Annotated in this window: 18 protein-coding genes; 5 read left to right on the top strand and 13 right to left on the bottom strand. The window is 60.7% G+C overall.

All coding sequences use genetic code 11. From position 1 onward, the window contains the following. Positions 1–235 precede the first annotated feature (235 nt). Positions 236–565: a flagellar hook-basal body complex protein FliE gene (fliE, locus tag BUA41_RS08950; RefSeq protein WP_072821934.1), complete on the top strand. Its 330-nt coding sequence runs from the start codon at positions 236–238 to the stop codon at positions 563–565. Here fliE and BUA41_RS08945 read toward each other — a convergent pair. The 6 genes from BUA41_RS08945 to BUA41_RS08920 form a co-directional block, all read right to left on the bottom strand. Then, on the bottom strand, positions 562–1,452 hold the full coding sequence (locus BUA41_RS08945) for an alpha/beta hydrolase (protein ID WP_072821932.1): 891 nt from the start codon (positions 1,450–1,452) through the stop codon (positions 562–564). The two genes, fliE and BUA41_RS08945, sit on opposite strands and share 4 nt — an antisense overlap. A gap of 61 nt (positions 1,453–1,513) precedes the next feature. Further along, on the bottom strand, positions 1,514–4,306 hold the full coding sequence (locus tag BUA41_RS08940) for a sensor domain-containing phosphodiesterase (RefSeq protein WP_072821930.1): 2,793 nt from the start codon (positions 4,304–4,306) through the stop codon (positions 1,514–1,516). Between the two features lie 166 nt (positions 4,307–4,472). Next, complete coding sequence (locus BUA41_RS08935) at positions 4,473–4,847, bottom strand: flagellar protein FlaG (RefSeq protein WP_072821928.1); 375 nt, start codon at positions 4,845–4,847, stop codon at positions 4,473–4,475. Positions 4,848–4,858: 11 nt separating this feature from the next. Then, positions 4,859–5,338 (bottom strand): hypothetical protein, encoded by a 480-nt coding sequence (locus tag BUA41_RS08930; protein WP_072821926.1) that lies wholly within the window; start codon positions 5,336–5,338, stop codon positions 4,859–4,861. A 170-nt stretch (positions 5,339–5,508) separates the two neighbouring features. After that, positions 5,509–5,937 carry a putative toxin-antitoxin system toxin component, PIN family gene (locus BUA41_RS08925; RefSeq protein WP_444939605.1) on the bottom strand — a complete coding sequence of 143 codons (429 nt, stop codon included), beginning with the start codon at positions 5,935–5,937 and terminating at the stop codon, positions 5,509–5,511. Continuing rightward, positions 5,919–6,218, bottom strand: a complete 300-nt coding sequence (locus tag BUA41_RS08920; RefSeq protein WP_444939604.1) for a ribbon-helix-helix domain-containing protein — start codon at positions 6,216–6,218, stop codon at positions 5,919–5,921. The genes BUA41_RS08925 and BUA41_RS08920 overlap by 19 nt, the downstream gene beginning before the upstream one ends. A 455-nt stretch (positions 6,219–6,673) precedes the next feature. Here BUA41_RS08920 and mntA point away from each other — a divergent pair, with 455 nt between their 5' ends. Then, complete coding sequence (gene mntA / locus BUA41_RS08915; RefSeq protein WP_084671344.1) at positions 6,674–7,126, top strand: type VII toxin-antitoxin system MntA family adenylyltransferase antitoxin; 453 nt, start codon at positions 6,674–6,676, stop codon at positions 7,124–7,126. A 403-nt stretch (positions 7,127–7,529) separates the two neighbouring features. Here mntA and BUA41_RS08905 read toward each other — a convergent pair whose 3' ends face one another. Then, complete coding sequence (locus BUA41_RS08905; protein ID WP_072821918.1) at positions 7,530–8,699, bottom strand: FliC/FljB family flagellin; 1,170 nt, start codon at positions 8,697–8,699, stop codon at positions 7,530–7,532. Between the two features lie 371 nt (positions 8,700–9,070). Here BUA41_RS08905 and BUA41_RS08900 point away from each other — a divergent pair, with 371 nt between their 5' ends. Beyond that, positions 9,071–9,424 (top strand): HVO_A0114 family putative DNA-binding protein, encoded by a 354-nt coding sequence (locus tag BUA41_RS08900; protein ID WP_072821916.1) that lies wholly within the window; start codon positions 9,071–9,073, stop codon positions 9,422–9,424. A 299-nt stretch (positions 9,425–9,723) separates the two neighbouring features. Here BUA41_RS08900 and BUA41_RS08895 read toward each other — a convergent pair whose 3' ends face one another. The 3 genes from BUA41_RS08895 to BUA41_RS08885 form a co-directional block, all read right to left on the bottom strand. Continuing rightward, positions 9,724–9,975 (bottom strand): type II toxin-antitoxin system Phd/YefM family antitoxin, encoded by a 252-nt coding sequence (locus BUA41_RS08895; RefSeq protein ID WP_072821914.1) that lies wholly within the window; start codon positions 9,973–9,975, stop codon positions 9,724–9,726. A gap of 744 nt (positions 9,976–10,719) precedes the next feature. After that, positions 10,720–11,769, bottom strand: coding sequence for an asparaginase (locus BUA41_RS08890; protein WP_072821912.1), 1,050 nt, complete (start codon positions 11,767–11,769; stop codon positions 10,720–10,722). Beyond that, the gene (locus BUA41_RS08885; protein WP_072821910.1) at positions 11,748–11,951 is read right to left on the bottom strand and encodes a hypothetical protein; all 204 of its coding nucleotides are present in this window, start codon (positions 11,949–11,951) and stop codon (positions 11,748–11,750) included. The genes BUA41_RS08890 and BUA41_RS08885 overlap by 22 nt, the downstream gene beginning before the upstream one ends. Before the next feature lie 385 nt (positions 11,952–12,336). Here BUA41_RS08885 and BUA41_RS08880 point away from each other — a divergent pair, with 385 nt between their 5' ends. Both BUA41_RS08880 and BUA41_RS08875 read left to right on the top strand, forming a co-directional pair. Next, positions 12,337–12,585: a DUF4160 domain-containing protein gene (locus tag BUA41_RS08880; protein WP_072821908.1), complete on the top strand. Its 249-nt coding sequence runs from the start codon at positions 12,337–12,339 to the stop codon at positions 12,583–12,585. Continuing rightward, positions 12,572–12,982 carry a DUF2442 domain-containing protein gene (locus BUA41_RS08875; RefSeq protein WP_072821906.1) on the top strand — a complete coding sequence of 137 codons (411 nt, stop codon included), beginning with the start codon at positions 12,572–12,574 and terminating at the stop codon, positions 12,980–12,982. Before BUA41_RS08880 ends, BUA41_RS08875 begins: the two co-directional genes overlap by 14 nt. A 162-nt stretch (positions 12,983–13,144) precedes the next feature. On the opposite strand, the gene BUA41_RS08870 is transcribed toward BUA41_RS08875, so the two are convergent. The 3 genes from BUA41_RS08870 to BUA41_RS08860 all read right to left on the bottom strand — a co-directional run bounded on the left by BUA41_RS08870 (position 13,145) and on the right by BUA41_RS08860 (position 16,233). Continuing rightward, positions 13,145–14,443: a TRAP transporter large permease gene (locus BUA41_RS08870; RefSeq protein WP_072821904.1), complete on the bottom strand. Its 1,299-nt coding sequence runs from the start codon at positions 14,441–14,443 to the stop codon at positions 13,145–13,147. 15 nt (positions 14,444–14,458) lie between these two features. Beyond that, a complete protein-coding gene (locus tag BUA41_RS08865) occupies positions 14,459–15,037 on the bottom strand; it encodes a TRAP transporter small permease (protein WP_245791890.1) in 579 nt (192 codons plus the stop codon). 179 nt (positions 15,038–15,216) lie between these two features. Then, the gene (locus tag BUA41_RS08860) at positions 15,217–16,233 is read right to left on the bottom strand and encodes a TRAP transporter substrate-binding protein (RefSeq protein WP_072821902.1); all 1,017 of its coding nucleotides are present in this window, start codon (positions 16,231–16,233) and stop codon (positions 15,217–15,219) included. Between the last annotated feature and the right edge of the window lie 293 nt (positions 16,234–16,526).

Raw genomic sequence — 16,526 nt, 5'->3', positions numbered from 1 at the left:
AGCCGCGGGTCGGTCCAGATAGCATGATGATGTCCGGCTCCAGCATCCGTCTCGATTCGTCGTTCTGGTGGCGTCGGAGGCCACTGCGAACGGTCGGGTGATGGGGCCCATTATCCGTGGCTCGGGCAAGGCTAAAGGCAGGAATAGGCCGCTTTTCTTACTTCATTTGACTGCATGAGTACGGCTAAAGGGTTGATAGTCTTGCCATCACTATCAATCCGTGCAGGAGTTCCTCATGAGTGCACCGTCCATTCAAGCGGCGTTGAGCCAGATGCAGAGCCTGGCGACCCAGGCCAGCGGCCAGGCCGCCAAGGGGCAGCATCTAACCACGGCGGTCGGCCAGGGCGGTTTCGCCAGCGAGTTGCAGTCCTCCATACAGCGCATCAACCGGCTGCAGCAGAACGCCAACACCAAGCTCGAGGCCTTTCAGGCAGGGGAGCCCGGGGTGGCGCTGAACGATGTAATGGTGGACATGCAGAAGGCCAGCGTCGGCTTCCAGATGGGCGTGCAGGTGCGAAATCGCCTGGTGACGGCCTACAAGGACATCATGAACATGCAGGTTTAATCTCCTAGCTCCCTCGCGAGAAAATCCATGGCCGCCTCCATGGCATTGCCCCGAGTCAGGAAGGTGGTGATATGGCCGCGGTAGCGCAGCAGGTAGAGCTCGCTGTAGACACCCGCCTCGCCCAGGGCGGCATGAAAATCCTCGGCATGATCGACGGGGACCAGGCCGTCCCAGGTGCCGTGGAACAGGAAGAAGGGCGGGGCATCCGGGGTGATGTGCTCCGTCGGTGACGCCCGGGCATATTGCATGGGGACCTCCAGGCGGGTTCCGCCCAAAAACTGCACCACCAGCCGCCCATCGTCGAACTTGAACAGGTTGGTGGGCGTTCCCCCGGCCACCACCGCATCGAGTCGCGCCTCCTCCCCGCCATGGGGATCGTTCAACTCCCCTCCGTCGCTTGCCACCAGGGCCAGCAGACTGACCAGATGCGCCCCGGATGAATAGCCGACCCCAGCAATGCGCGACGTGTCCACGCGCCAGGCGTCGGCATTTTCATGAATCCAGGCCATCGCCTGCTGCAGGTCGTGGAGCTGGGCCGGGAACTTGTACTGCGGTGCGAAGCGGTAGGTGACATTGACCGCGACGATCCCGCGACGTGCCAGGCGTTTGGCGATATCGGCCATGTCATCCCGAGAGCGGCCCTGCCAGCCCCCGCCATGCACGACCAGGGCAGCGGGTCGCCTGGCCGTGCCGGGGGTAGCCGGCAGGTAGACATCCGCCTTCAGGACTTCTGGCCAGTCGACGGGCGTGTAGGTCAGCCCCTCCAGCACCTCGAAGGACTCGGCCCCGGGCAAGCTGGCGTCGGTCGGGGGCTCGGGAGCGTTCAGGTGGGTCGTGCAACCGTTCAGAGCGAACAGCAGGGCCAAAAGCATCCATGATCCGCGCATAGCCACTCCTTGGATCGACCGGCATCGGTTTCTCGATTCTGCTTGGGTAGACCCCGAGAGGCTAGTCGAGATTCCCTTGCGACTTGGGGTGACTGACAACGGGGGCCGGCAGTTCAGGCCCCGGCCTGGCCAGGTAGTACCCCTGGACCCGTTCGCAGCCGTGTCGCGTCAGAAACTCCAGCTGTTCCCGGGTCTCGATGCCCTCGGCACAGACCTCGCGTCCGAACCCGCTGCACAGGGTCAGCAGCGATTCGACGATGGCGCGATCCTCCCCGGAGCCGGGCAGGCCGGCGATGAAGGACTTGTCGATCTTGATCGTGTCGAAGGGGAACTGCTTCAGGTGCGAGAGCGACGAGAACCCCGTGCCGAAATCGTCTAGGGCGATGCGTATCCCCAGGTCGTAGAGCGCCGCGAGTTGCTGGCCGATCCAGTCCGGGGACTGGATGAGGGCGGTTTCGGTGATCTCCAGCTCCAGCATGTGGGTCGGCAGGCCGCGCCGGCGGAGCGCCTCCATGACGTGGGTGGCCAGGTGATCGTCATCCATCAGCTGGATCGCGCTGACATTGATGCTGATGAAGAACCCCTCGGGAAGCGCGTCCCGGCCAGCGACCAGTTCATCCAGCGCCTGCTCGATGATCCAGTTGCCCACCTCGACCATCATGCCGTTCTCTTCGAGGATCGGCACGAAAACGTCGGGACCGATGACCCCGAGCTTTTCATCCCGCCATCGCAGCAGCACCTCTGCCCCGATGGGCTGCGAGAGGTCGGCCAGTTGCCACTGGGGCTGAAAGTGCAAGTAGAAATCCCCGCGGGCGAAGGCACCGGAAAGGCGCCGTTCGATGCTTTGATGGCGACTGGCTTCCTGGAGCATGCCGCTCATGTACTGACGCACCCGGTTGCGACCATGCCGCTTGGCCTGGACTTGCGCGGCGTTGGCACGGCGCAAGAGCTCTTCGGGCTTGATATAACCGCCCGTGGCGGTGGCCAGCCCGATGCTGATGGTCAGCTGCAGTTCGTCGAGCATCGGGAAGCGGTGCTGTTCCACCCGGTGGCGCAGCGCATCGGCCAGTTCCAGGGCGTGCTTGTCGCTCGTCAGGTTGACGGCGATGGCGAATTCGTCGCCACCCAGGCGTCCCAGCAACGCGCCGGGGTACGCAGCCAGTGCGGAAGAGAAGGCACCGGCCAGTTCGCGCAGGACGTCGTCCGCCACTGCCGTGCCGTGGGCGTCATTGATGCGCTTGAATCGGTCGACACCGCAGAGCAGTATGGCCTGGCGCCGTGACGCGTCATGGCGTCCCGGGCGGTTCTTCCCCAGTGCCTTAAGGAATCCCGTGCGATTGAGCTGGCGGGTCAGGGCGTCATGGTGGGTGATCCAGTCGATCTCGCGTTGCGCTTCCAGGGACTCACGCAGGTCTCGAGCGACGATGACATAGTTGTAACGATCGCAGTCCTCGTATCGGGTGCGTTGTATCGTCGCCTGGACCGGCAGTGTATCCCCGTCACGGCAGCGCAGGTGGGTGTTGAGGCGTATCGAGTTCCTGCCCTGCCGGAGTGCGGCGAACTGCGCGGTCAGCTCGGTACTGTCGAGGCCATCGATCAGCTGGGCCGGCGACAGCGCCTTGAGCTCATCATCGCTGTAGCCGAGCTGGTCGAGCCCGCCCTGGTTGCAGTAGGTGAAGTGCTGAGACTCTTCCTCGAAGATGAGGATCAGATCCAGGGTGGCATCCAGGGTCGCACGAAACTCCTCCAGTGTGGCGTAAAGTGCGCTCTTTTCCTGATCCTTGTGCAGCGACTCGAGCAGTCGGCTGCCGATGTGCATCACCGGCTTCAGCAGGCGTTTTGCCCGATCCTGATCGAATCCTCCGGGTCGATTGGCGATCAGCATCAGGCCGATGTTCCGGTCGTTGACGACGAAGGGCACCAGCAGGGCGTTGCGCAGCCTGGGATGGTTTTCGGGCAAGGCGCTCGACGGCATCCTGGCGAAGTCCCGCTCGCTGAATACCTGGATCTCCGGACGCAGCAGGCGGTTATCGACCAGGGCATTCATGCGCTCGAGGCTCAGTCGCCGGCGGCCCTGGGAAAAGAAGGCCTGGGCATCATGGCTGACCTCCCCCAGGGACATGCCGAGCACATCGAGTGTCAAGGTGCCGTCCATCGGGCGCACCTCGCCGACGAGCCCGTACTCGCATCGGGCGAGGCGCAGGAGGTCGTCGAGCAGTTCCAGCAGGATGAGTCGTGGTGCGGCGCCGGCTCGGTGTCGTTGCTCGGCGCGCGTGCTGAGAGCGCCGACGGTGGTCTCCATCGCGCTCTCGCTCTCGGGCAGTTCGCCCAGGTAGAGAGGCTGGCGACCATGAGCGATGTCGAGGGTGACGAGTCGGGCCAGGCTGTGCAAGGTCTCCTTGTCGTGCTCGCTCAACCCCCGTGGCCGGGTATCGATGATGCAGAAGGTACCCAGGGGCATGCCCGCGGGTCCGTGGATCGGAACGCCGGCATAGAAACGGATGTGTGGTGCGCCCAGCACCAGCGGATTGTTGCGAAACCTCGGGTCCTGGCTGGCATCTGTCACCACCAGGGTCGCATTCGCCTCGACCACATGGGCGCAGAAGGCGTACTCCACCGGCGTTTCGCGCAGGGTGATGCCCTGGGCCGACTTGAACCACTGACGTTCGTCGTCCACCAGGCTGACCAGGGCGATGGGCACATCGAAGAGGCGGCAGGCCAGCCGTGTCAGTACATCGAAGCGCTCCTCGAAGGGAGTGTCGAGCAGGCGCAGGGAATCCAGCGCCTCGAGACGCGAAGAGTCCTTGATCCTCGAGCCCGGCGGGCTCAATGAGCAACTGGCGCAGTGGGGCATTACTAGGCTCGTTCCTGGAGACATGGATGCGGCGATCCCGATGACTTCGGGCCTTCCCTGATATCCGTTCTTATCGGCAGTGCCGGTGAGAACCTTAGGGCAGTAACAAAACACAAAGTTTACAGAAGGAAAAAGTGGCAAGTCTTCCTTGGAGGGGAAAGTCCGCCTAGACCTCGAGCCTTATCAACCGCCCTTGCAGCTGCTCCAGGGACTCGGCAATGCGCAGCACCTCCTCGCTGGGGATCTGGCGAATCAATTCACCGCTCTCACGATCGACGATACGGGTCACCACTCGTCCCTCATGGCGCTGCAGGTCGAATTCGATGCCGTAGCCGCGCATCACCTCGTTGACCCGCTCCAGCGGCTTCACCAAGTCGGTGTCGTCCGGGGCGGCGAGGGCGTCGACGCCCTGTTGCTCCATGATACGGCTGCTCGGCGCCGGCAGATGCGACAGCACGCTCTCCAGGCGCTGGCGGGGCGTAAGATTGGCCGTTACCGAAGTGCTGCCAATGGGCGATATGTCGTAGACCGGTGGCATCATGTAAGGGGTTCTCAGGAGATGACCTCGATCTGGCTGCTGCCGATATCGTCGTCGACGCCGATGCTCAGCAGCAGGGTGAGTTGATACCCAAGTTGCGACCTGTAGGCCTTGAGCTTCTTGATGTCCTGATGCACGCCGAATGGATTGGTGCTCTTGGCGATCTCGATGGCCGCGAGATTTTCCGCGGTGCCACGCTTGTGAACGACGATGTCGGGATAGATGGTGCGGGCCTCGGTCGCTGCCGAGGTGGTGGAAGTGACGACCTGCTTCATGTAGTGGCAGGGCTTCTCCCAGCAGTTGTATTCGCAGTCCACGTTCCACTCGGGCAGCAGCGCCTGCAGGTGCAGGGCCAGCCGAAAGGAGATCGCCCGCTCGTTGGCGCCTTTCCTGAGAAGGAAACGATCCTGCTCGATCAATGTCTGCAGCGCCTGGTCGAGGGTCTCGAGGAAGGTGTCTTCCGAGGTTGTTCGCAATACCCGCAGATGACTCATCGGTGTTCCCCTTGCAGTCCGGTGGCTGTGAAATGGTGACAGGGTAACTTGAGTTACTTATCGGCAAGGGGGAGAAAAGATTGATGGTTGACGTGCATTTCGTCGGAAGGGGAAAAGGCGGAGTCGCAGAGGGTGATAGGCCACATTGCGGCAGCCGGCAGGTTCGAGGCTTAAAGCACTTCCTGACAGAAAACGGTCGCAGTGACGATTCGCGTGCGTTCGATATGCTCACGCTGCAACAACCCCGCTCTTCGATCACCGGTTACCAGATAATCGGTGTTGCTGGCTACTGCCATGGCCAGCAGAAAAGCATCGTCGGGATCATTGGTTTCAGCTTCAATCGTCAGATTTTCCAGTACCAGAGCGCGTTGCAAGTTATTGATCATCGTACCCACTTTGGCCGGCTGAAGGATCGCCCGCAGTTTGGGATAGCGGCTGGCCCGGCGGATTTCATCAAGTTGCGTGCGTGACGTGACAAGTTCGAACCTTGCTGCACGCCAAGCGCGATAAATGGTATCCGGGGTGCCGCGAGACGAGATCAAGGCGCTGAGCAGAATGTTGCTATCCAGTATGACCCGCATTAGCGTCTGCGTGACCACTCAAGCGCCTCATCGACGACTGAGGCCATTTCTTCTTCTGTCATGTCGCTATTGCTCGCTTTAGCCTGTTCCGCCGTCAACTCCAGAATGTGCGCGCACACGGCTTCTTCGATGAATCGTGATAGATCGCCTTTCTTGCCTCCACCCTGATTGGCGAGAAACATGCGAAGGGATCGGTCAGTGTCGGCCGACACAGCAATATTCCACCGGACTGTATTCATGAGGTTTTCACGTGTTTGTGTGTTTAGGTGTTTGTACACCCATTGGCGTTCGTCTTGCAACGGATCTATCTCCTATCCTTCGATCCCCGGGACCAGCACACGAAGGAAGACTGGCCAAGCAGGCCTCTCGCTCTTGCAGCAGTTCGCTTCAGCGAGCGGGAGGGGGATCGGAATCGCCCGATGAATCGAGCCCATCACCCCGGTGGCGCGGGCTTTCTGTGGGAGCTCGCTTCAGCGAGCGAGGGATTGGTTGGGATCGCCCGATGAATCAGGTTCCTACCAAACCCTTTGATAACAGCCACCTGTAGGAGCTCGCTTCAGCGAGCGATTGACGCCGGCAGGCGTCCTGGAGGTGCCGTCAAGTCGCGAAAGTGTGCGCTATCGCCCACTGAAGCGGGTTCCTGCAGCCCCTTCCGACACGGCTACCTCGCACGGTAGTATTCTGATCAGCAAAAGCGCCATTCCCGGCCGGCGATCCGCTATGCTGGGAAGACCAGGCGCTGACGAGGCCGAAAATGATCGATGACTCGGTTGAAGACTCTCAAGCTTCTCCTGGAGAACCTTCCAATAAAAGCGTGGCAGCTTTAGGCCGCCGCATCATACGGGCATTGGCCGGTTTCAGCGAGATAGAGCAGATCGTGCTGTTTGGCTCCTTGTCTCGCGGAGCGGGGCGGCCTGACAGCGATATCGATGTGGCGGTGGAGGCGGACAAACCACTGACGTCTGAGCTGCGCATCGCCATGATCGAGGCCTTGGCCATGGAATTCGGGCGCCCGGTCGATCTCGTCGACTTGAAGGCCGCCGGGCAGCCGCTGCTGACCCAGATCGTCACCACGGGAAAGCGGCTGTTGGGTAGCGATACCCGCTGGGCAAACGTCATTTACCGGAACATCATCGAAAACGAGGATTGCGTCCCGCTACAGCGGCGAATCCTGATAGCCAGGCAGAACGCATGGATCAATCGCTGATCAATCAGAAACTGGAATACCTGCGGCGGCCCGGCGGAATGTTTTGAACCGGACCAAGCCTGCATGAAATAACGAAGAAGCCTTATTCCTCGCCTGTGCCATTGCAGTCGTCGCAATCGACGAGGCCCATACCATCGCAATTCGAGCACTCGTCGGGTGTGAGGGTGCCTTCGCCTTCACAGCGGTTGCACTCCCGTAGCTTCTCCGCCTCGGGGTCGACTATCCAGCCGTCGCCATCGCAGTCGGGACATTCGATTTCGACCACCCCGCCTTTGCATACCGGGCAGCGCACTTCACCCTCGCCATTGCAGTAGCTACATGCCATGGATACGCCTCACTCAAGATAAAAAACGGAAAAAGGGCCGGCTTAAGCCGACCCTCACTGATACCGCTATGCTCAGGATTAACCCAGCAGTGACAGCACGGACTGCGGCAGCTGGTTGGCCTGGGCGAGGACGGAAGTACCGGCCTGCTGCAGGATCTGGCTGCGAGTCATGTTGGCCACCTCGGTCGCGTAGTCGGCATCTTCGATCCGTGAGCGCGCGGCAGAGAGGTTGGTCTCGTTGGTGCTCAGGTTAGTGATGGCAGACTCGAAGCGGTTCTGGATGGCACCCAGGCTGCTACGTTGGTTATCTACGGCTTTCAGTGCATCATCAAGTGTTTGGAGGGCGTTACTGCCACCTTGAGTGTTGACTGTTGCTGCGTCAGCGACTGTTGCTCCAACGTTTTCTGCCAGGGTCTTGTTTGCGCCTGTTAATGCTTCACCGATTGAGTAAGTGCCATCATCATTGAAGGTTACACCGACGGCAGCACCTGTTGGCGTAGCATCTGAATCGACTACAGCATAGGCAGTTTTCCCTGAGGCATCGCTATAGCTTACCAAATCAGCAGTGGCGAATGTGTTAGAAGCAGTTGAGGCATCGCTTTCGGCATTTGCTACAACACCTGCAGCTAGGCTAACGGTTGTGGCCGCAGCTGAGCGAACATCAAATCCCTCGGCGTCGACGGTACGTGCTTCACCATTCACGCTGGCTAGAGAGCCGGCGGCTGTAGTTCCATTGGACTTCAGGTTCCAGTCGCTATTACCTTTAATTTCTATTGAAATTTGCTGCCCGTCTTGCGCGCCTACTTGAATAGCGAGGCTTGTATCACTTGAGTTGGAAAGAATTTTGCTGCCGTTGAAGTCGGTTTCGTCAGCAATCCGGTTGATTTCAGCGAGACGCTCGTTTACTTCCTGCTGGATGGAGTCGATGTCGGAGGCAGAGTTCGTTCCGTTCTGTGCCTGGACAGTGAGTTCACGAATACGCTGCAGGTTGTCATTGATCTGGTTCAAGCCACCTTCTGCAGTCTGTGCAATGGAAATACCATCGTTGGCGTTGCGTTGTGCTTGTGCGAGACCGGTGACCTGAGCGCTCATACGGTTGGCGATGGCCTGACCGGCGGCATCATCCTTGGCGCTGTTGATGCGCAGGCCGGAGGAGAGGCGCTCCATGGCGGTGGTCAGGTCGCCCTTGGAGGAGCTCAGGTTCTGCTGAGCGATCATCGAAGTGATGTTGGTATTGATGACGGACATGTGATTTTCCTTCTATGTACCTGATTAGGTCTTGGGGGCTCCAGCGGCGAATCGGTGCTTGCCCAAACGGTTCTGCCTCTTCCACCGCAACGGCGCCGTTGGCCGTTACCCTGTTTATCGTCGCAGGGGGGAAATGCTTTAGGGCTAGATGCGAATTTTTTGGTGAGGCGTGTGCCGAGGCACCAGGCATGGGATGGTAGAGCTTGCGCGCGAGTAGCCGCACGGGGTTGATTTCCGATATCAACCAAAAGTATGCTCCTTGAAGGTTTTAGGGAGGCTGAGATGAGCGTGCAGGATCTGCAGACGCTGCTCGATCTTGATGGAAATTTCCGAAAAGCTGTGGATCGCATGCTCGATGAGGAGGGTATGTCATGAAGACCATGAAGATCGGTATCATGAATCGAGACGAGTTTCGTCGCCGCACGATAGCAATTGCCAAGGGCGACTATCGACCTGCTGCTGATGAGCCCAAGGTATGGTTCGATAGCGTCGAATCCATGTCACAAATGTTGAGTACTCGTAATCTTGAACTGCTGCGGATAATCGGTGAGCACAAGCCGCAATCGCTTGGTGAGCTGTCGTCAATCACTGGGAGAAAGAAAGAGAGTCTCAGCCGGACGATCAAGAAAATGAGCGAGTATGGACTGGTGTCGATCAAAGAAGGGCCTCGCCATTCGAAGATTCCTGAGCTTGTCGCCGAAGGGTTTGAGGTAAGGCTGATGTAATCACGGGGCCAGCGCGTTCCGACCGCTCTGATAACCGGCTAGATAGCCGACTCGTACGCCATGCAGGCGCAGCTCCAATGCTTCCACCGCCTCGGTTTTCATGACTCGCTCTCATCGAGCAGGCCATGCCATGGGTCGACGTCGGCACTGGGGCGTTGGGGGGGCCTCGGACGACCCTTGGTCGAGTAGCGCCAGTACAGCGGTCAGTCTTTCCCTGGGAATCAGCATCAATTCGGCATTCAAACCCTCCGCCGCCAGAGCCAGCAAATTCCAGATTAGTACATCCGTCTCCACTAGCACTAGATCAGTTTCCTGGGCTGACGTAAGGAGCGGGCATAATCATTCACGGAATCACTATCCGTAGATCGGTTCTGCCAAAGGCCGAAAGCAGGGTTGCGCGCCCCCTCCTTGATAGATTGCCGCTCCTCACTCCATGCGACCAGCTTGGCACGACGTTTGCCACGGTAAGTGATGATGACTTCCTCGCCGCGATCGGTCGCGGAAATAAGTTCACGTGTATGCAGACGCAGTTCTTTGGTTGTGGCTTCCATGGTGGCACCTTGGAGTTCCCCCACTCCAGTGGACACGCCGCCATCAGTTAATCTCCTCGAACTCTATCGGAGTCCGATAACCAAGGCCACTGTGCAGCCAATGGCTGTTATAGTAGCCATCAATATAGCCCTTTATATGTTTTCGTAACTGACCCATCGCCCGATGAATCGGGCTCCTACAAACCCCTTTTATATCAATCACCTGTAGGAGCTCGCTTCAGCGAGCGATAAGCGCGTCGAGTTCCATGCCTAGCGTCGGAATAGGCGCCGCCCATGTCCTGCCCCTGTCGTTTGGCAGGCCTTATCGTGGCTCTGCGACAGGAGCAAATTCCACACCCAGCGTCGATTTGCCAAAAGGGCTCTTCGACTTTTCATGTGGATTCGGTCCGATCCATCGCCCGATGAATCGGGCTCCTACAAACCCCTTTTATATCAGTTGCCTGTAGGAGCTCGCTTCAGCGAGCGATAGGCGCGTCGAGTTCCATGCCTAGCGTCGGAATAGGCGCCGCCCATGTCCTGCCCCTGTCGTTTGGCAGGCCTTATCGTGGCTCTGCGACAGGAGCAAATTCCACACCCAGCGTCGATTTGCCAAAAGGGCTCTTCGACTTTTCATGTGGATTCGGTCCGATCCATCGCCCGATGAATCGGGCTCCTACAAACCCCTTTTATATCAATCGCCTGTAGGAGCTCGCTTCAGCGAGCGATAAGCGCGTCGAGTTCCGTGCCTAGCGTCGAATAGCCCATCTAACGCTCTCCCACAAGCCCCGACAAGAACCGCTCGCGCCGTTCGCTCTCGCCCAGCGGCTGGGCCGTGAGGTGCACCAGTTTGGTCATCGCGGCTTCCGGGGTCATGGCGTCGCCGGAGAGCACGCCCGCATCGAGCAGGCCGCGCCCGGCGGCGTAGGTGTCGATGGCGACCGGCCCGTGGGGGCATTGGCTGATGGCGACTAGGAGCTTGCCTTCCCCCGTGGCCTGGGCGAGTACGCCGAGGATTTCAGGGTCGTCGGGAACGTTGCCGCTGCCCCAGGCTTCCAGCAGCGCGCCTTTCACGCCGTCATCGCGCAGCCAGGCGGCGAGCAGCCGTGCGGAGATGCCCGGCCACAGGGCAATGCGCACCACCGACGAGCCGCCAAGCGCGGCGTAGTCCGGCAGTTCGAAGCGCGGCAGGCCACGCTGCTGGGCGTCCAGTCCCCGAGAGGGATAGAGCACCGGTTCACCGTCCACCAGCTCGCCGAGCAGCGGGTAGTTGGGGCTGGCGAAGCCGTCGAAGGCGTGGGTGTCCCACTTGCGGGTACGCACGCCGCGCAGCAGCTTGCCGGCGAAGCACACCGCGACTTCCTGCAATTCGGCCAGGGCGGCAAACCTTAGCGCCGCCTCGACGTTGCTCAAGGCGTCGCTGTTCTCGGCTTCCAGGGGCAGCTGCGCACCGGTGACCACCACGGCGCGGTCGATGCCTTGCAGTTGAAAGGCGAGGCTTGCCGCCGTCCAGGCCAGGGTGTCGGTGCCGTGCAGCACCAGGAAGCCGGCGTACTCCTTGTCGGCACGGGAATAATGCTCAGCGATATCGCCGGCCAGACGCTGCCAGTCCGCAGGGGTGGCGGCGCTGGAGTCGATGGGGTCGGCGTACTCGATCACCTCGAAGGCGGGCAGCGAGGCCTGGCTGGCCGGAGGCAGGGTTTTCAGTGCCGTGCGCAGGCGCGCCTCGATATCGTGACCGGGCACGAGGCCGGCGTCGCTGGGTACCATGCCCAGGGTGCCGCCGGTGTAGATGATCAGGAGAGGGGGATTTGGCATTGGGCCTGATGATCAGCAAGGGCACGCTCAGCCAGCGATTCGAGCCTGCTTGCCTGAACGTCAGCCTCGAATTTGCGATCCCATGCATCGGCGTCGTATTGGGCGAACCACTCGCGAAAATCCTCGAGTTCGCGTGCCGATAATTTTTGAATCTCATGCTCGATGGCTTCAATCCGGCCCATGATTTGGCTCCTTTGCTTACCCGCTAGTTCAGTGCTTGATTATATCGCTGGAGCACTTCCTGGAGCCAACATAATGGGCTCTTCGTCGTTTCATGTGGGTTCGGTCTGATCCATCGCCCGATGAATCGGGCTCCTACAAAACCCTTTATATCAAACGCCTGTGGGAGCTCGCTTCAGCGAGCGATAGGCACGTCGAGGTCCATGCTCAGCGTCGAAGAGCCTCTAATAATCAACGCCCGCTCACCGCACCGGGCAGACAGGTGGCGATCGCCGGGAACAGCGTAATGAGGATAACACCGAGGCCCATGAGGAAGAAGAACGGCAGGGCCACCAGCGGCATGCAAGCTATGAATCCAAACGCTTGGGTTTATGCTAGACTCGCTTCATGCCCACCATTCTCCGTTTCGATGGCCTGCGAGCCGTTATTTACCCCGACGACCATCGACCAGCTCATGTGCATGTCATAGGCAACGGAGGCGAGGCGGTGTTCATCCTGAACTGTCCCGATGGGCCACCGGAGTTGCGGGAGAGCTATCGCTTCAGCTCATCGGAGCTCAATCGCATTGCGTCGGCACTCCTGGAGAAGCTGCCGGCATTATGCGCCAAATGGAGGGAGATTCATGGCCATTACTGACGACGCCATCAAGCAGGCCGAAGATCGCATGGCCGGCAAGCGAGACCATGCCCATGCCATTTCGGCCCGGTACGACTGCCGGAGCGAGCGGGTGATCATTCGTCTTCATTCGGGGCTGGAGCTTGCCGTCCCGCCTCACCTGGTGGAGGGTTTGGTGGGCGCTACCGCCGAATCGCTATCCGAGATCGAAGTGTCACCATCGGGATTGGGTTTGCACTGGCCAAGGCTCGATGCCGATCTCTATGTGCCGGCGCTTCTGGAGGGCCAGTTTGGCTCCAGGCAGTGGATGGCGCATCAACTGGGCGCGGCGGGAGGTCGTAGCCGCAGTCAGGCCAAGCGCAACGCGGCCCGAGCCAATGGCGCCAAAGGAGGGCGGCCGCGCAAGAATCAGGCGTGATGCTGTATGGCTCTTCGACGTTTCATATGGGTTCGGTCTGATCCATCGCCCGATGAATCGGGCTCCTACAAAACCCTTTTATATCAAACGTCTGTGGGAGCTCGCTTCAGCGAGCGATAGGCACGTCGAGGTCCATGCTCAGCGTCGAAGAGCCTCTAATAATCAACGCCCGCTCATCGCCCCGGGCAGATAGGTGGCGATCGCCGGGAACAGCGTGATGAGGATGACCCCCAGGCCCATGAGGAAGAAGAATGGCAGGGCGGCGCCCGCGATGCGCAGGATGTTCTTGCCGGTCAGGCCCTGCAGCACGAACAGGTTGAAGCCCACCGGCGGGGTGATCTGGGACATCTCGACCACGATCACCAGGTAGATGCCGAACCAGATCAGGTCGATGCCGGCGGCCTCGACCATGGGCAGCAGGATCGAGGTGGTCAGCACCACCACCGAGATGCCGTCGAGAAAACAGCCGAGCAGGATGAAGAACACCGTCAGTGCCACCAGCAGCATGTAGGGCGACAGGTTCAGCGAGGCGATCCAGGCCGCCAGGTCGCTGGGCAGGCCGGTGAAGCCCATCGCCGCGGTGAGAAACGACGCGCCGGCGAGGATGAAGGCGATCATGGTCGAGGTGCGCACGGCGCCCATCGTGGCCTCGCGGAACGTCTGCCAGTCCATCACGCCCTGCCAGCGCGCCAGCATCAGCGACAGCATCACCCCCACGGCGGCGGCCTCGGTGGGCGAGGCGAGCCCGGCGTAGATCGAGCCGATCACCCCGATGATCAATCCCAGCAGCGGTATCAAGCGCCGCGAGCGACGAAACTTCTCGCCGAGAGAGGTGTGTTCATCGGCGGGGGGAACACGGTCTGGAAAACGCCAGGACCAGAGCATCAGGTAGCCGGCGAACAGCGAGATCAGCAGTACGCCGGGCAGGATGCCGGCGATGAACAGCCGGGCGATGGATTGATCCGTGGCGACGGCATAGACGATCAGGATGATCGAGGGCGGGATCAGCAGCCCCAGGGTGGCGGAACCGGCCAGGGTGCCGAGCACCAGGCGTTCGTCGTAACCGCGCCGGGCCAGCTCGGGGATCGCCATCTTGCCCATGGTGGCGCAGGTCGCCGCCGAGGAGCCCGAGACGGCGGCGAACAGCCCGCAGCCGACCACGTTGGTATGCAGCAGGCGTCCGGGGATGCGGGTCATCCAGGGCGCCAGGCCGGAGAACATGTCCTCGGCCAGGCGCGAGCGAAACAGGATCTCGCCCATCCAGATGAACATCGGCAGCGCCGTCAACTCCCAGCTGTAGCTGGCGCTCCAGATGTCCGAGGCCATGACGTCACCGGCGGGAATCGAGGTGAACTGGCTGATGCCCAGCCAGCCGAGACCCATCAGCGAGAACGCCACCCAGACGCCGCTGCCCAGCAGGACAAGCAAGGCGATGAGCAATGTCAGAACAAGCGTCAGCATCAAGGTTTTCCTAAGTCATTCATCAGGACTGGCATCGTCGATATGAAACTCGCCGGGCCGGGTGACGGCGATCACGGCGGTGGTGACCCAGGCCTCGACCAATGCCAGGGCCAGCAGCAGGATTCCCAGCAGCATGGCACTCTGCGGTATCCACAGCGGCACCGGCACCATGCCGTAGGAGACCTCATTGAATTCGATGCTGTCCTGCAGCAGCACGCCGGTATACCAGGCCAGATAGCCGCACAGGCCCAGGGCGATGCTCAGGCACCACAGCTCGACGAAGACCCGCACCTTGGGCGGTAGCTGGCCGGTGACCAGGGTGACCCGGATGTGCCCGCCGTGCACGAAGGTGTAGGCCAGCCCCAGGAAACTGGCACCCACCAGCAGGAAGCCGGAAATCTCGGCCAGGCCGGGAATCGTCAGGTTCATAGTCCCGGCGCCGATCGCCGTCAGCAGTTTGTCGAGCAGGCGGCCGATCACCTGGAGGGCGATCATGAGACAGATCACACAGAGGCAGACCGCCGCCGCGTAGCCTCCCAGCGTATAGAGGGGCTTGAGGCGAAAGCGGATGGAGGCCTGGTCGGAGTCGGTCATGGGCGAGGGCCTAGAACTCGTTGACAAACTTTCCCCAATGATGGGCGCCGGGGGCAAGGCGAAGCGAGGGTCTTTTGCCAGAGAAGGCAAAAGTAGCGCCCAAGGAAGGGTTAACAGCGCCCTTGCGAAGCCTTGCCGCCGGAAAAGCCCATCTCTTCGCCTGGTTACGAAGGAAGCACTTATTGCTGTAATTCACGGTAATTCTCGATTATCTGCTCGCCTTGCTCGCCGGCACGTTCCCGCCATTCCTCGGTCATGGTAGTGCCGATCTCCTCCAGTGACGCGGCCAGTTCCTCGCTGGGTTCGCTGACGGTGATGCCGTTGTCGCGCAATACCTCGAGTGCGTCCTCGGTTTCCTTGCGGCTCATCTCCCAGCCGCGCTGCTGCGCCGCATCGGCCGCTTCGAGCACCGCCTGACGCGTCTTCTCGTCCAGGCGCGAGAAGGCCTGCTCGTTGACGATGACCATGTTCTTGGGAAGCCACAGCTGGGCATGGTTGAAGTGTTCGAGATAATCCCAGGCCTTGGTGTCGGCGCCGGTGGCCGGTGAGGTGACCATGGCATCGACCCGGCCGGTGCTGAAGGCGGTGGGAATGTCCGGTACCTCGATCTGGGTGGGCACGGCGCCGGCGAGTTGGGCCAGCCGCTCGCTGGACTTGTTGTAGGCGCGCATCTTGAGGTTCTCCAGGTCGTCGATGGCCTCGACCTTCTCCTGGGTATAGATGCCCTGGGGCGGCCAGGGCACGGTGAACAGGAGGCGCAGTCGCTGCTTGGCGAGTTCTTCGCCGATGATTTCCTGCGATGCTTCCCACAGCGTTCTGGCGTCGTCGTAGCTCGATGCCAGGTAGGGCACCGAATCCACCTCGAAGATCGCGTTCTCGTTGGCCAGGCGCGACATGATCACCTCGCCGAGGGGCACGATGCCCCGGCGCACCGAATTCTTGATCTCCGGATGGGCGATCAGCGAGCCGCCGGCATGCACGGTGATGTCCAGTTCGCCATCGGTACGTTCACGCACATCATCGGCGAATTCGCGGATATTGACGGTGTGGAAGGTGCGATCACCGTAGGGGGTGGGCATGTCCCATTCCGTGGCCGCCTGGGCGCTGGCATTCAAGGTCGCGGCCAGCCCCGCGGCGACCAGAGACAGGGTGACGAACTTGTGACCGAGTTCATGACCGAATCTGTAAAACGACATAGGTATTTCCTTCTTGTTGTCGAAGAATGCACTGTGTCTTGAGTATCCTCATCGCCCGGTAAACCGGGCTCCTACCACCCCAGTGGTTCTGATTTTTGTAGATACCGTCTCTCGATACCGGCTGCAAGGAGGCTTATACCCCTTGTGGCCGATATTCGCTCTGCGACTTCAACACGCCATAGGCGATATGCACCAGCTTGCGCATGGCCGCCCCCAGCGCCGACAGCGACGGCTTGCCCCGCGCCTTCAAGCGCGCGTACTGGTCGCTGATATCAGGGTTGTAACGGATGGCC

Source organism: Modicisalibacter ilicicola DSM 19980 (genome assembly GCF_900128925.1).
In the GTDB taxonomy this organism is placed as follows: Bacteria; Pseudomonadota; Gammaproteobacteria; order Pseudomonadales; family Halomonadaceae; genus Modicisalibacter; species Modicisalibacter ilicicola.
Note: the sequence above shows the minus strand (reverse complement) of the source record. Positions and strands in the feature narration are given on the sequence as shown.

Excerpts from the sequence above, each read along its gene's own strand:
- BUA41_RS08895 (WP_072821914.1), bottom strand. The coding sequence starts at position 9,975 with ATGGAAGCCACAACCAAAGAACTGCGTCTGCATACACGTGAACTTATT.
- BUA41_RS08885 (WP_072821910.1), bottom strand. The coding sequence starts at position 11,951 with ATGGGCCGGATTGAAGCCATCGAGCATGAGATTCAAAAATTATCGGCA.
- BUA41_RS08900 (WP_072821916.1), top strand. The coding sequence starts at position 9,071 with ATGAAGACCATGAAGATCGGTATCATGAATCGAGACGAGTTTCGTCGC.
- BUA41_RS08930 (WP_072821926.1), bottom strand. The coding sequence starts at position 5,338 with ATGAGTCATCTGCGGGTATTGCGAACAACCTCGGAAGACACCTTCCTC.
- BUA41_RS08905 (WP_072821918.1), bottom strand. The coding sequence starts at position 8,699 with ATGTCCGTCATCAATACCAACATCACTTCGATGATCGCTCAGCAGAAC.
- BUA41_RS08880 (WP_072821908.1), top strand. The coding sequence starts at position 12,337 with ATGCCCACCATTCTCCGTTTCGATGGCCTGCGAGCCGTTATTTACCCC.
- fliE (WP_072821934.1), top strand. The coding sequence starts at position 236 with ATGAGTGCACCGTCCATTCAAGCGGCGTTGAGCCAGATGCAGAGCCTG.
- BUA41_RS08890 (WP_072821912.1), bottom strand. The coding sequence starts at position 11,769 with ATGCCAAATCCCCCTCTCCTGATCATCTACACCGGCGGCACCCTGGGC.
- BUA41_RS08865 (WP_245791890.1), bottom strand. The coding sequence starts at position 15,037 with ATGACCGACTCCGACCAGGCCTCCATCCGCTTTCGCCTCAAGCCCCTC.
- mntA (WP_084671344.1), top strand. The coding sequence starts at position 6,674 with ATGATCGATGACTCGGTTGAAGACTCTCAAGCTTCTCCTGGAGAACCT.
- BUA41_RS08875 (WP_072821906.1), top strand. The coding sequence starts at position 12,572 with ATGGCCATTACTGACGACGCCATCAAGCAGGCCGAAGATCGCATGGCC.
- BUA41_RS08940 (WP_072821930.1), bottom strand. The coding sequence starts at position 4,306 with ATGCCCCACTGCGCCAGTTGCTCATTGAGCCCGCCGGGCTCGAGGATC.
- BUA41_RS08870 (WP_072821904.1), bottom strand. The coding sequence starts at position 14,443 with ATGCTGACGCTTGTTCTGACATTGCTCATCGCCTTGCTTGTCCTGCTG.
- BUA41_RS08860 (WP_072821902.1), bottom strand. The coding sequence starts at position 16,233 with ATGTCGTTTTACAGATTCGGTCATGAACTCGGTCACAAGTTCGTCACC.
- BUA41_RS08945 (WP_072821932.1), bottom strand. The coding sequence starts at position 1,452 with ATGCGCGGATCATGGATGCTTTTGGCCCTGCTGTTCGCTCTGAACGGT.
- BUA41_RS08935 (WP_072821928.1), bottom strand. The coding sequence starts at position 4,847 with ATGATGCCACCGGTCTACGACATATCGCCCATTGGCAGCACTTCGGTA.